This is a genomic window from Pseudomonas fluorescens (assembly GCF_001307275.1).
GTDB classification, from domain to species: domain Bacteria; phylum Pseudomonadota; class Gammaproteobacteria; order Pseudomonadales; family Pseudomonadaceae; genus Aquipseudomonas; species Aquipseudomonas fluorescens_AA.
The window spans coordinates 3,230,004-3,243,481 of record NZ_CP012831.1 but is presented as its reverse complement, the minus strand read 5'-3'; the positions used below and the strand labels follow the sequence as shown (position 1 = coordinate 3,243,481).

Sequence of the window (13,478 nt, the reverse complement as noted above, 5' to 3'; positions counted from 1 at the left end):
AAGCCATGACGAGACAGTGATGCCCAGACTGACGGCCGCGCTTTTGCTGTCATTGATCACCTGGACCGCAACAGCTGGCGCGTTGACGCTCACCGATGAGGAGCTCCGCTGGCTCAAGGACCACCCCGACCTGCGCCTGGGTGTCGACGCCTCATGGCCGCCGTTTGAGTTTCGCGACGATCAAGGTCGCTATCAGGGCCTGGCCGCCGACTACATCGAGATCATCCGTGAACGGTTGGCCGTCAGGCTCACGCCCGTCGAGCCGGCCAGCTGGACTGCCGTACTGGAGCAGGTCGGACAGGGCAATATCGACCTATTGCCTGGCATCATGTCCACTCCGGAGCGCCAGAATTACCTGGCATTTACCCGCCCCTACCTGGACTTCCCCATTGTCATCCTGGCCCATTACGGTGGCGCCCAGCCTCACAGCCTCAAGGAGCTGTATGGGCTGAAAATCGCCGTGGTGGAGAACTACGCGCCTCATGAATTGCTGCGCAACCATCATCCCGACCTGAACCTGGTGGCGCTGCCTAACGTCAGTTCAGCCCTGCAAGCACTGGCGACCGATGAAGTGGACGCGGTGGTGGGCGATCTCGCTTCCAGTGTCTGGAGCCTGCGCCAGCTCAAGCTCGAAGGCCTTTATGTCAGCGGGGAAACGCCTTATCGCTATCAATTGGCAATGGCCGTCCCTCGAGACAACAAGGTATTGGTGGGCATCCTGGACAAAGTCCTGGCAGACATGAGCCCGGCCGAGGTCGCCGAGATCCAGCAGAAGTGGATCGGCAATGTGCACGACTATGGCCAGCTCTGGTCAGATTTACTGTTTTACGGCCTGCCTGCGCTGCTGCTCCTGGTCGGCATACTGGCGGTGGTGATTCGCATCAATCGCCGGCTCAGCTCGGAAATCGCCCGTCGGGTGGAGCTTGAGCAGGAGCTGCGCAGCAGCGAATACCATTACCGTGGGCTGGTGGAGAGCCTGTCGGCCATTGCCTGGGAGGCAAGGGTCAGCGATTTCACCTACAGCTACGTGTCACCTCACGCCGAAGACCTGTTGGGCTATCCCCTCTCCCATTGGCTGGTCCCGGGCTTCTGGCGCAACATCATTCATCCGGCCGACCTGATCCGCGCCCAGACCTATTGCGACCATGAAGTGCTGGCGGGTCGCGATCACTGCATCGATTACCGGGTCATCACGGCCGATGGTCGCTGCCTGTGGGTGCGCGACATTGTCAGCCTGATCGAACACGGGCACGAGCCGCTGATGCGCGGATTGATGATCGATATCAGCGAAGCCAAGCGCACCGAGGAAGCGCTGCGTCTTTCGGAGCAGAAATTTGCCTCGGTGTTCCGCCAGTGTCCGGACATCCTGGTGATAGCCCGGCTGTTGGACGGTTGCCTGCTGGAGGTCAACAAGGCGTTCGAAGAGCAGATCGGCCTGAGCGCCGCAGAAGTGGTGGGGCACAACGCAACCGAACTGAATATCTGGGGCATCCAGGGCGTGGGGCCGAGCCTGTTGCAGCGTTTGCAGGCCGGCAGCATTCGCAACCTGGAAATGCCCTTTCGTCGCAGCAACGGCCAGGTATTCACCGGGCTGATCTCCGCTGAACCCTTCGACCTCGACACGACGCCAGCCCTGGTCGTGGTGGTGCGGGACATCAGCCAGCTCAAGGAAACCCAGCAGCAATTGCAGACCTCCGAAGAGAAGTTCGCCAAGGCGTTCCACGCCTCGCCCGATGGACTGCTGCTGTCCCGGCAAAGCGATGGCCTGTTGATCGAGGTCAACGAAGGGTTCAGCCGCATTACCGGCTTCAACAGCGCCCTGTCGGTGGACCGCTCTACCCTGGACCTGGGCATCTGGGTCAATCTCAACGAACGCAAGCAGATGCTCGACCTGTTGCAACGGGACGGCTTCGTGAAGGATTTCAGCTGCCATATCCGCCGCAACGACGGACAGATCCGGCTCTGCGAAGTGTCCAGCCGCCCCCTGCCCATCGGCAACGAAGACTGCATGCTGACCATCGCCCGGGACATCACCGAGCGCCACCTGATGCAGGAAAAACTGCAACAGGCCGCCACCGTGTTCGAAAGCACTGCCGAAGGCGTACTGATCACCGATACGCAACAGCACATCAGCGCCGTGAACCGGGCCTTCACCGAAATCACCGGCTACAGCGAAACCGAAGCCTTGGGCCATACGCCTCGGTTGTTGGCTTCCGGCCTGCATGACAGCGCGTTTTACGCCGCGATGTGGCACCAGTTGACCGCGGAGGGACACTGGCAGGGAGAGATCTCCAACCGACGCAAGAACGGCGAGCTGTACCCCAGTTGGCTGACCATCAGCGCGGTGCGCAATCGGGGCCGACAGATCACCCATTTCGTCGCGGTCTTCGCCGATATCTCCAGCCTCAAGCACGCCCAGGCCCGGCTCGACTACCAGGCTCACCACGACCCGCTGACGGGCCTGCCCAATCGCACGCTGTTCGAAAGCCGCTTGCTGGCGGCGCTCAACGGCCAGCAGGAAAACGGCGGCCAGGGTGCCGTGCTGTTCCTGGACCTGGACCGCTTCAAGCACATCAATGACAGCCTCGGGCACCCAGTCGGCGACCTCCTGCTCAAGGGCATTGCCGTGCGCTTGCGCGAGCAGCTGCGCGACATCGACACCGTGGCGCGCCTGGGCGGCGACGAATTCATTATCCTGCTGCCAGGCCTGCAACAGCCCAGCGATGCCGAGCACATCGCCCAAAAACTGTTGAACTGCTTTACCGCACCGTTCCAGGCCGGCGAGCACGAGTTTTTCATCAGCGCCAGCATCGGCACCAGCCTCTACCCCCAGGACGGCTGCGACGTCGCCACGCTGGTCAAGAATGCCGACGCGGCGATGTACCGCTCCAAGGCCAAGGGGCGTAACCGGGTGGAAAGCTACACCCGCGACCTCACCGCCCAGGCGAGCGAGCGCGTGGCCCTGGAACACGAACTGCGCCGAGCGATTGAACGCAACGAGCTGTCACTGTCCTTCCAACCGAAAATCAGCCTCGCCGACAACCGACTGGTGGGGGCCGAGGCGCTGATTCGCTGGTATCACCCGACATTTGGCGACGTTCCCCCCGAACATTTCATCCCGTTGGCGGAAGAAAACGGCATGATCCTGCAAATTGGCGACTGGGTACTGGAACGCGCCTGCCGGCAACTGTGCGAATGGAACAGCACCTACGAAAGCCTCGGCTCCCTGTCGGTCAACCTGGCCGGCGCCCAACTGCGCCAGCCCAACCTGCTGGGGCGTATCGAACAACTGCTGCGCGAACACCAGCTCCGGCCCGACTTATTGCAACTGGAAATTACCGAGAACTTCATCATGAGCCAGGCCGAAGAGGCCCTGACGGTGCTGCACCAGTTGAAGAACCTCGGTGTGCAACTGGCCATCGACGACTTCGGCACGGGCTATTCCTCCCTGAGCTACCTCAAGCGCCTGCCGCTGGACATCCTCAAGATCGACCAGTCCTTCGTCCGCGGCCTGCCCGACGACCCACACGATGCGGCCATCGTGCGGGCAATCATCGCCCTGGGCCGCAGCATGCAATTCACCATCATCGCCGAGGGCGTCGAAACCCTGGCCCAGCAGCAATTCCTGGCCGAAGAAGGTTGCGAACAGATCCAGGGCTACATCGTCAGCCTGCCCCTGTGCGCCGACGAGTTTGCCGCAACGTTTCTTCGTGTGAGCGTATCGGATTTTTCGGATAGCACAGCCGAGAAACCGTCGCTATAATCCGCGGCCTACTGAGGGCCTATAGCTCAGTTGGTTAGAGCAGAGGACTCATAATCCTTTGGTCCACGGTTCGAGTCCGTGTGGGCCCACCATACAAAAAGCCGCGCATTGCGCGGCTTTTGCGTTCTTGAGCCTGTTGACTCTTGCGCCCTAGGCGAAGGTCTTCATAAAACGGCTCTGCACACTGCCTGATGGCTGCGACCCCATTCGCTGCTTGTTCACAAAGTTCAGTCGAGCGGGTCAGCACCTGAGGCGTTGCTACCCGTAGCAAGGTCGTCATCAGTCGAACACTCCCTGGATTTCCTCAAGCGTAGGCATCGCAGCCGGTACCACGGCGAACTCACAATCCAGGGCCCCCAGGACTCGTGCATAGGCAAGCATCCCCACCGACGGGTCACCCTTTTCGAGCGGATATCCCCTCGCAGTTAACGTACTCACCTTTCACCGAAACATCCGTCCCCGAATCGACGTCAAAAGCTCGCCGTTGTTTGACCGCGATAGCAACTTTGGCAACTGCCCGCCCTCTTTCCTTGTTCCTCGACTCACCTGGAAGTAATACTCTGGGGAATTAACGACGGGCGAAGACCCCACGTCCAAGCCGTTCAACCTCCTCAAGCGAGATCCCCATCATCGCCAGCCCCAGCCTCTCCCGACTGTTTCTTGAACTGTTCTGGCAACTCGGCATCCTGCTGGTGCCGGCTTTTTTCGTCACGATATTGCCGCCTCCATTGGCTTTGTTAGCGGTGTTGTTCTTCGGCCTGCTGATGGGGCTTGCCGCACGATTCGGTTTTCTGTCGGCCGGGCGAGTCTGTGGCAGGTTGATCGTCGGCGCCGTGTTCGGCCTGGGTTTCAGCGTGGGTCGGGCCTTGCCTGAGTGGTGGGGCATCCTGGCGGCCATCGCCTGCATCGGCGGCGGGCTGGCGGGCGTCAGCACCTGGGAGCGGCGTCTGGGCTTGGCGCCCGTTTCTGGCAAGGGCGCCAGTGCCTGGGGTGGAAGCGAGCCGCAACTGACGCCTGAAGGCGAACCGATCCGGGTGTTCAACCACAGTGAAATCGCCATGGGCGGCCCCACCTATTGCGACTATCTGTTTCCCGATGGCGTGCTCCTGCAAGGCCTCGGCTCTTCGTCACTGTTCTCCCGCGACGGGCGCTATTTTGCGGCGACCGTACCGTCCAGGCAGAACTGGGGGCTGGTCGTCCTCGACCGTCAACAGCGCCAGGTATACCGCTGTGCCGACAGCGAACTCTGGGAGTTGGACGCTTTTGATCTCGGCGTGTTGAGCGGGCGCCATAGCCCACTGGTGGACGACAGCGTTCGCGAAATCCGACTGGATGAGCTATTCCAGACGGCCAGCGTTACCCACTTGGTCCCCTTCGCCGACCTCTGGCTGGACTCCGATTGGCATCCGGAGCAGGTTCAGCAGGCCTTCGAGCGGCGTTCTGCGGACGGCCAGCACTGCCTGCGGGGCGACATTGCCTTGCCCGCGACGTTTCGCGACCTGGCCCAGCCGCTGGAACCGCTGGTTTCACCGCGCTACGCCATCAGCGTCAACGGGCAACCGGCCGGCCTGTCGATGGCGGCCGATGCGCCGTTGGTATGGAGCAGCGATCAACGCGCCCTGGTGTGTCTGGCCCAGGAACAACCCCCTCATGCAGACGGCGACCAGTATTGGCTGTGGCAGCTCGACCTGGGCTGGCGCGCCCTGCCCTCGCCTTGGGTGAAGAGCGAAGCAGAACCGTCCTTCTATTGGCACGAGTTGCTGGGTCTCGACGCAAGCCATGTGCAGATCGGCTCGTACCTTGACTATCCGCGACCGGGCTCCGGGCGTTATGGCTACCGCTTGGACAGCATCCACGGCGATAGCGAGACCCAGGTCGGTCACGATGCCCAAGGTCGCGTGCAGGAGGGCGAGTTTGCGTTGACCCGCATGACCATCGCGATGCCGCTGGACAGCCAAGGCCAGCGCGGCGATTCATCCATCGAAACGCAGCCGATGCAGGACGGGGTGCGCGCACGGTTGACCTGGCTTGGCGATAATCCCGACGGGCTGGGCGGTTATCGCTGTCAGATCGGCGACTGGCAATTGCCTGGCCGCTGGTTGTTGGATCATCGGGTCTCCGATTGCGGACGTTACCTGGCCCTGCTGCCCTTCGACGGTGCCACGACGGTCGCGACCCACGGGGTGGTTGCCGATCTGAAGGAGCGACAGCTACTGCAGGGGCCCACGATGTGGGTCGCTCGCCTGCTCGATTTCCGCGCAGGCCGGCTGAGCCTGGCGGTGGTGGCCGGCCGTCTCGATCAAGACCTGGAGAGCAGCGCGCTGCAACGCTTCAATATCCCCGCGCCGCAGAGCGATAGCGACTCTTCGTTCTTTCAACCCGACGAGCAATCCCGGCTGTTCTACAACACCGTGGAGCTGCAGGTGACCGATTCACACCTGCACAGCGTTACACCTTGGCGTCTGGTGGATCGCCCGCAAGTGGCCAACGCCGATGGCGACTTCATCCAGCCCGCACCCGACCATCGAGATGCCGCCTGGTTGTTCGGCAGCGAGACGGAATATGCCGACAGTTGGATGCGGGCGCGGACGCCTCGGCTTGGCGGCCATCTGCTGACAGCATCAGGCTGCGCGTTGACCGACCTGGCACCCTCGATGATCTGGTCGGCGAATGGTCGCTATCTGGCCCTGACCTGTATGGCTACCGACGTGACCGAGCTGTGTGGCAGCTATCGAGGCTGGCAGTTGCTGCTGCTGGATGTCCAGGCGCACACGTTGCGAGTACATCCGCAATGGCTGGGTCAACGCCCTCTGTTTGAAGACTTCGCCGACGATCAGGTGCACGTGCGCTGTTTTGAACGCGATTGGGAAGCAGAGGACGACGAGGACCCAGGTTCAATACAGTCATTGCCTCTGACCCTTTTGCTGCAAGCGCCCGCTGAACAGCTGGTGTGCCAGGACGGTTTCTGGCTAAGGTCTACGCAAGTACACCTGGCCCCCGCCTGGCGAGCGTTGACCTTACCCGCCATTGGCTATTTCGAACGCGAGAGCCTGTAACATGCTCGCCATCGATGCCCACGCCGGAGCCCACCTTGCCTGACACCCGCCCTCCCGTCCTCGACGAAATCGACCGCCAACTGATCGCGGCCCTGCAAATCAATGCCCGGGAAAGCGTCGCCATGCTGGCCCGGCAGTTGGGTATCGCCCGCACGACCGTCACTTCGCGCTTGGCGCGCCTGGAAAAGACCAAGGTCATTACCGGGTATGGCGTGCGCCTGGGCCAACGGGTGATTGATGGCGGCTTGCAGGCTTACGTGGGCATCAAGGTGCAACCGCGCTCCGGCAAGGACGTGCTGCGACGCTTGAGCGCCATGGCCCAAGTCCAGCAACTGTGCGCGGTCAGCGGTGAGTTCGATTACGTCGCCTGGCTGCGCACCGATTCACCGGAACAACTGGACCAGTTGCTGGACCAGATCGGCAGCGTGGACGGTGTGGAGAAGACCACCACCTCGATCATCCTCAGCAGCAAGATCGATCGGGGCCAACCGGTCTAGCGCTTATACATGCGACTTACCTTGTGGGAGCGAGCTTGCTCGCGATAGCGGTCTGTCAGTCCACGAAAGTGCTGACTGAACCGGCGCTATCGCGAGCAAGCTCGCTCCCACAGGAATATCGCCAGTTACGGTGTTGGATGGGAGAAATTTTCGATCCTGACCTGCCCCTCTGGAAAGGTCGCGATAATCTCCAATTCCCCCCCCATGGCCCGGATGTAATTTCGCAACGTGCTGATGTACATATCCGTCCGACGCTCCATTTTCGAGACTGCCGCCTGGTTGATATGCAGTGCCTTGGCCAAGGCCTCCTGGCTCAACTCCTGCGCCTGGCGCAACTCGTGCAACGGCATTTCTGCACGCAACGTCTGATACAGAGCCTGTGCACGAGCCTGGGAGTCAGGCGACCGACGCGCCATCAAGTCGGAAAATTTCTTAGCCATTGTCAAAGCCCTCTCTCTTCAATACTTCCAAATGCTCGTCATAGAGGCGTTCGGCCAAAGGCACATATTCCTGATACCAACGGCCCTGGCCGGTCTTGTCTCCCCCGATCAGCAGGATGGCGCAGCGGCGAGGATCAAACGCATAGAGCACACGATAAGGCCTACCCGCGTGTTGCACTCGTAACTCACGAAGGTTGCCATGGCGCGAACCCTTGATATCACTGGTGTGAGGAAAGCCCAGATACGGCCCGGTGTCGCCGAGCAGCATTACCGAGGCCTGTACAGAGTCTTGCTCTGACTCACAGAGACGGTTCCACCACCTCTCAAATTCGTCAGTGTATTCAACGTCCCATTTCATTCAAATATGCCACCCAGGATATATAACCTCAAGGGAATAACCATAGGAGTTTGGGCGGGTATCTGCTCCTGTTGATCGCGCAAGCAATTGCTAAGGAGAGTTTCTGTGGGAGCTTGCTCGCGATAGCGGTCTGTCAGTCCATGAAAGTGCTGACTGAACCGACGCTATCGCGAGCAAGCTCGCTCCCACAGGAATGCATTTCGTCACTACGTCTTACAATCACGTCAAAATGACTTATAACCACTCAAAACGACGACATATTGTGTCTTATTAACGTGTTCTACCCTCCCTAGAATGGCTGGCATCTTTCCTATACTCAGACGCGAACATCGCGTCGAGTCGCCCATCAAGGTCCGCCATGAACAAGAACAATCGCCACCCAGCAGACGGTAAGAAGCCCATCACCATTTTCGGGCCGGACTTTCCTTTCGCCTTTGACGACTGGATCGAGCACCCGGCGGGCCTGGGCAGCATTCCCGCCCACAACCACGGTACGGAAGTGGCGATTGTCGGTGCCGGGATCGCCGGCCTGGTGGCGGCGTACGAACTGATGAAGCTGGGGCTCAAGCCCGTGGTCTACGAGGCGTCGAAAATGGGCGGGCGCCTGCGCTCACAGGCGTTCAACGGCGCCGAAGGGGTGATCGCCGAGCTGGGCGGCATGCGTTTTCCGGTGTCATCCACCGCGTTCTACCATTACGTCGACAAACTGGGCCTGGAAACCAAACCCTTCCCCAACCCGCTGACCCCGGCGTCCGGCAGCACGGTCATCGACCTGGAAGGCCAGACCTATTACGCACAGAAACTGGCGGACCTTCCCGCACTGTTCCAGGAAGTCGCCGACGCCTGGGCCGATGCGCTGGAGGACGGTTCGCGCTTCGGCGACATCCAGCAGGCGATCCGCGACCGCGACGTGCCACGCCTCAAAGAGTTATGGAACACCTTGGTCCCGCTGTGGGACGACCGCACCTTCTACGACTTCGTCGCCACCTCCAAGGCGTTCGCCAAGCTCTCGTTCCAGCACCGCGAAGTGTTCGGCCAGGTCGGTTTCGGCACGGGCGGCTGGGATTCGGACTTCCCCAATTCGATGCTGGAAATCTTCCGCGTCGTGATGACCAACTGCGACGACCACCAGCACCTGGTGGTCGGCGGCGTCGAACAGGTGCCCCACGGTATTTGGAATCACGTGCCCGAACGCTGTGCGCACTGGCCGGAAGGTACCAGCCTGAATTCGCTGCACCTGGGTGCCCCACGCAGCGGCGTGAAGCGCATTGCCCGTTCCGCCGATGGCCGGTTCAGTGTGACGGACGTGTGGGAAAACACCCGTGAGTACGCCGCCGTGCTGGTCACTTGCCAGAGCTGGTTGCTGACCACCCAGATCGAATGTGAAGAAGCGCTGTTCTCGCAAAAAATGTGGATGGCCCTGGACCGCACCCGCTACATGCAATCGTCGAAGACCTTCGTGATGGTCGACCGCCCATTTTGGAAGGACAAGGACCCGGAAACCGGGCGCGACCTGATGAGCATGACCCTGACCGACCGCCTGACCCGTGGCACTTACCTGTTCGACAACGGCGATGACAAGCCAGGGGTGATTTGCCTGTCGTATTCCTGGATGAGCGATGCGCTGAAAATGCTCCCGCATCCGGTGGAAAAACGCGTGAAGCTGGCCCTCGATGCCCTGAAGAAGATCTACCCCAAGGTGGACATCGCCGCACGGATCATCGGCGATCCGATCACCGTGTCCTGGGAAGCCGACCCGCACTTCCTCGGTGCCTTCAAGGGCGCCCTGCCCGGCCACTATCGCTACAACCAGCGCATGTACGCGCATTTCATGCAAGACGACATGCCGGCCGAACAACGCGGGATCTTTATCGCTGGCGATGACGTCTCATGGACACCCGCCTGGGTCGAAGGCGCGGTACAGACCTCACTCAATGCCGTGTGGGGCATCATGAAGCACTTCGGCGGTGAAACTCACGCCGAGAACCCGGGTCCAGGTGATGTGTTCCATGAGATCGGTCCGATCGCCCTGCCTGAATAAAAGGAGTTTTCGATGCGCGTAGCCCTCTACCAATGCCCACCGCTGCCACTGGATCCGGCCGGCAACCTGCACCGCCTGCACCAGGTGGCGCTGGAAGCCAGGGGCGCCGATGTGCTGGTGCTGCCGGAGATGTTCATGACCGGCTACAACATCGGTGTCGATGCGGTGAATGTACTGGCCGAGGTCTACAACGGCGAATGGGCGCAGCAGATCGGCCGCATCGCCAAGGCAGCCAACCTGGCGATTGTCTATGGCTACCCGGAACGTGGCGAAGACGGGCAGATCTACAACGCGGTGCAACTGATCGACGCCCAGGGCGAGCGCCTGGCCAACTACCGCAAGAGCCACCTGTTCGGCGACCTTGATCACGCCATGTTCAGCGCCGGCGACTCAGCGCTGCCCATCGTCGAGCTCAACGGCTGGAAGCTCGGCCTGCTGATCTGCTACGACCTGGAATTCCCGGAAAACGCCCGACGCCTGGCCCTGGCCGGCGCCGAGCTGATCCTGGTGCCAACCGCCAACATGCAACCCTACGAGTTCATCGCCGACGTCACCGTGCGCGCCCGGGCCATCGAGAACCAGTGTTTCGTCGCGTACGCCAATTACTGCGGCCATGAAGCTGAATTGCAGTATTGCGGCCAAAGCAGCATCGCCGCACCGAATGGCAGTCGCCCGGCGCTGGCGGGGCTGGACGAGGCCTTGATCGTCGGTGAACTGGATCGACAACTGCTGGACGACTCCCGCGCGGCCTACAACTACCTGCACGATCGCCGTCCCGAGCTTTACGACGACCTGCACAAACACTGATTGAGGATTGAGAAAGGGCCCTGATCCGCTAGCATGGGCGCATCCTTGTTCTGGAAGCGCCCATGCCGGTCCCCGATTCCCTCCGCCCCCACACCGAAACCCTGGCCAACGGCTTGCGGGTGACATTGCGTCATGTCCCGGGCCTCAAGCGCAGCGCCGCGGTACTGCGCGTCGCCGCTGGCAGCCATGATGCCCCCCTGGCCTGGCCGGGCATGGCGCACTTGCTCGAACACCTGTTCTTCCTCGGTACCGAACGGTTTCCCGCCGGGGAGCATCTGATGGCCTACGTGCAGCGGCACGGCGGTCAGGTCAATGCGCGCACCAGTGAACGCACCACGGATTTTTTCTTCGAACTCCCTCCCGCAACCTTCGCCGACGGGCTGGAACGGCTGTGGGACATGCTCGCCCAGCCACGCCTGGATGAAGCTGAGCAGTTGCGGGAACGGGAAGTGTTGCACGCGGAGTTCATCGCCTGGTCCCAGGATGCGGCCGCCCAACGGCAACTTGCCTTGTATGACGGCGTGTCAGCGTCCCATCCGCTGCGGGGCTTTCACGCCGGCAATCGCGACAGCCTCGCCGTGGAACACGCCGAATTCCAAAGCGCATTGCACAACTTCTATCGCCGCTTTTACCAGAGCGGCCAGATGACGTTGAGCCTGGTCGGCCCACAAAGCATCGACGCCTTGAAAGCGCTGGCGCAACGGTTCGGCAGCCATGTATCGGCCGGTGAAGCGGTCGCTGGATCGTCGCCGCCAAGGCTGATGGCATCGCCCCAGATGCGTTATCAACAGGCCCGGGAAGGTTGTCTCGAGCTGCTGTTCGCCTTCGAAGCGTTGCCCGCCGCCTCCCCCCAAGCCCTGGACTTTCTCTGTACGTGGCTGAACTCCAGCAAACCGGGCGGCCTGCTCGCCATGTTGCGTCAGCGCGGCCTGGCTGACAGCCTCAAGGCCACTGCGCTGTATGAGTTTGCCGGACAAGGGCTGCTGCACATCGAATTCAAGCACGGCAACGCTCAGGCAGCGGCGCAAATCCAGCCGTTGCTGCACGACTGGTTGGGATTCTTTGCCGCCCAGGATGACTGGGCGCCGTTGCGCCAGGAGTTCACCGCGTTGTTGCAGCGACGGCAGGAGACAGGATCGGCCTTGCAGTTGGCCCGCTGGGACTGTGAGGGACGTGACACGCCGCTGCTGGCAAACGACCTCGTGAGGCTCAGGGAAATCCTCAGGCAACTGCACCCCGCCGATAACGTCGTGGAACCCTGGCAACTGCCCGCGCCCAACCCGTTCCTGCAAACACCAAGCGAAGCGCCTCGCGCCGGGCTGATCCGCGGCCAGACCAGCGCCCACCGCGGCTTGCGAACCTTCGCCCAGGATCGCTCCCGGGGCCGGCGGGAACGCTCGCCCATGCAGTTCAGCCAGGCGCTGCCAGACAACGGTCGTGAAGGCGCGGTGTACCTGCGCTGGCAACTGACGAGCCAGGCACCGCCCGACGTTCAATCCAGGCTCGACCGGCACCTGCAGGATGTGCGCGAAGAGGCTCGGCAGGCTGGCGTGGACGTCAGTTTCGAAGCGTCCGCCCATCAATGGCTGCTAAAACTGGTCGGCTTGCAGGCACCGCTGCCGCTGGTGCTCGAACACGTTCTGGCGAAGCTTGCCCAACCCCTGCCAATGGCCCAGGCCGGTGATGAAACGCCGTCGATGCCGATTCGACAGCTGTTGAAGGCGCTGCCGGATCATTGCCGGCAAATATCAACGTTGCCAATGCCCGACAGCGATCAAGACGTATGGACAACGGCCCGCTGGGATGGGCTGTCCATCGGTCTGTCGGCCGCCACCCAAGGGGCGCTTGGCCCGGCGCTGGCCCGTGTGCCGGGCGTTGTCGGCGAGGACGTCAGCCTGGCGACGGCGTCGCGCGGGCAACGCGTCTGGCATAGGCTCCAGACCCACGGTGAAGAATCGGCCGTGTTGCTGTTTTGCCCGACCGCCACCTCGGTGCTCGCCGACGAAGCCGCCTGGCGGTGGCTGGCGCAGCTGTGCCAGACGCCGTTCTACCAGCGCCTGCGCGTCGAGTTGCAGGTGGGTTATGCGGTGTTCAGCGGCTTGAAGCAGGTCGATGGGCAAACCGGAGTGTTGTTCGGCGTCCAATCGCCCAGCCTTTCGGTGGCGGAACTGATCGCCCACCTCGAGCAATTCCTGGCCGGGTTACCGGCGCTGATCCAGCAGCTTGATGATGCGTCCCTTGCCCGTCAGCAGCAGGCACTCGCCGCCCAACTCCAGAGCAGTGCCCTGCCCTTCGCCCAGGCCGCCGAACTGCTCTGGCAGGGCAAGCTGGCCGGCCGCCCGTCGGATTATCTTGAGCAGTTGTCTGCTGCCATCCTGTGCCTGGATCGCGCCCGGCTCGAGGCTGCCGCCCAGGGTTTGCTCGATGCGCAAGGGGGATGGTATTGCCTGAGCAACGGCGCCTGCCCACCAGAACACTGGCAAGCGGCGCGGTGATCATTGCAGCCGCTGTAATGA

General features: G+C 61.9%; 8 protein-coding genes, 1 tRNA gene and 1 pseudogene. 7 read left to right on the top strand and 3 right to left on the bottom strand.

The window, feature by feature from the left end; all coding sequences use genetic code 11:
* Window positions 1-19 precede the first annotated feature (19 nt).
* Both AO356_RS14280 and AO356_RS14275 read left to right on the top strand, forming a co-directional pair.
* The gene (locus AO356_RS14280) at window positions 20-3,763 is read left to right on the top strand and encodes a bifunctional diguanylate cyclase/phosphodiesterase (protein WP_060740347.1); all 3,744 of its coding nucleotides are present in this window, start codon (window positions 20-22) and stop codon (window positions 3,761-3,763) included.
* Window positions 3,764-3,778: 15 nt separating this feature from the next.
* Window positions 3,779-3,855: transfer RNA gene (locus tag AO356_RS14275), tRNA-Ile, on the top strand.
* Window positions 3,856-4,042: 187 nt separating this feature from the next.
* Here the strand turns inward: AO356_RS14275 and AO356_RS33060 are convergent.
* Window positions 4,043-4,171 (bottom strand): annotated as a pseudogene (locus AO356_RS33060) (transcriptional regulator); the annotation flags it as partial.
* A gap of 320 nt (window positions 4,172-4,491) precedes the next feature.
* Between AO356_RS33060 and AO356_RS14270 the strand changes: the two are divergent.
* Both AO356_RS14270 and AO356_RS14265 read left to right on the top strand, forming a co-directional pair.
* A complete protein-coding gene (locus tag AO356_RS14270) occupies window positions 4,492-6,819 on the top strand; it encodes a hypothetical protein (RefSeq protein WP_081015470.1) in 2,328 nt (775 codons plus the stop codon).
* A 35-nt stretch (window positions 6,820-6,854) separates the two neighbouring features.
* A complete protein-coding gene (locus AO356_RS14265; protein ID WP_060743121.1) occupies window positions 6,855-7,316 on the top strand; it encodes an Lrp/AsnC family transcriptional regulator in 462 nt (153 codons plus the stop codon).
* Window positions 7,317-7,441: 125 nt separating this feature from the next.
* On the opposite strand, the gene AO356_RS14260 is transcribed toward AO356_RS14265, so the two are convergent.
* Both AO356_RS14260 and AO356_RS14255 read right to left on the bottom strand, forming a co-directional pair.
* The gene (locus AO356_RS14260) at window positions 7,442-7,756 is read right to left on the bottom strand and encodes an XRE family transcriptional regulator (protein WP_025215812.1); all 315 of its coding nucleotides are present in this window, start codon (window positions 7,754-7,756) and stop codon (window positions 7,442-7,444) included.
* Window positions 7,749-8,114, bottom strand: a complete 366-nt coding sequence (locus AO356_RS14255) for a type II toxin-antitoxin system RelE/ParE family toxin (protein WP_060740345.1) — start codon at window positions 8,112-8,114, stop codon at window positions 7,749-7,751. Before AO356_RS14255 ends, AO356_RS14260 begins: the two co-directional genes overlap by 8 nt.
* 358 nt (window positions 8,115-8,472) lie before the next feature.
* Here AO356_RS14255 and AO356_RS14250 point away from each other — a divergent pair, with 358 nt between their 5' ends.
* The 3 genes from AO356_RS14250 to pqqF all read left to right on the top strand — a co-directional run bounded on the left by AO356_RS14250 (window position 8,473) and on the right by pqqF (window position 13,457).
* A complete protein-coding gene (locus tag AO356_RS14250; RefSeq protein WP_060740344.1) occupies window positions 8,473-10,155 on the top strand; it encodes a flavin monoamine oxidase family protein in 1,683 nt (560 codons plus the stop codon).
* Window positions 10,156-10,167: 12 nt separating this feature from the next.
* Window positions 10,168-10,962 carry a carbon-nitrogen hydrolase family protein gene (locus AO356_RS14245; protein WP_060740343.1) on the top strand — a complete coding sequence of 265 codons (795 nt, stop codon included), beginning with the start codon at window positions 10,168-10,170 and terminating at the stop codon, window positions 10,960-10,962.
* Window positions 10,963-11,024: 62 nt separating this feature from the next.
* Window positions 11,025-13,457: a pyrroloquinoline quinone biosynthesis protein PqqF gene (gene pqqF, locus AO356_RS14240; protein WP_060740342.1), complete on the top strand. Its 2,433-nt coding sequence runs from the start codon at window positions 11,025-11,027 to the stop codon at window positions 13,455-13,457.
* The last annotated feature ends 21 nt before the right edge of the window (window positions 13,458-13,478 follow it).

What these genes read in the sequence shown, in the direction of transcription:
- AO356_RS14280 (WP_060740347.1), top strand. Translation starts at nt 20, where the DNA reads ATGCCCAGACTGACGGCCGCGCTTTTGCTGTCATTGATCACCTGGACC.
- AO356_RS14260 (WP_025215812.1), bottom strand. Translation starts at nt 7,756, where the DNA reads ATGGCTAAGAAATTTTCCGACTTGATGGCGCGTCGGTCGCCTGACTCC.
- AO356_RS14255 (WP_060740345.1), bottom strand. Translation starts at nt 8,114, where the DNA reads ATGAAATGGGACGTTGAATACACTGACGAATTTGAGAGGTGGTGGAAC.
- AO356_RS14250 (WP_060740344.1), top strand. Translation starts at nt 8,473, where the DNA reads ATGAACAAGAACAATCGCCACCCAGCAGACGGTAAGAAGCCCATCACC.
- AO356_RS14245 (WP_060740343.1), top strand. Translation starts at nt 10,168, where the DNA reads ATGCGCGTAGCCCTCTACCAATGCCCACCGCTGCCACTGGATCCGGCC.
- pqqF (WP_060740342.1), top strand. Translation starts at nt 11,025, where the DNA reads ATGCCGGTCCCCGATTCCCTCCGCCCCCACACCGAAACCCTGGCCAAC.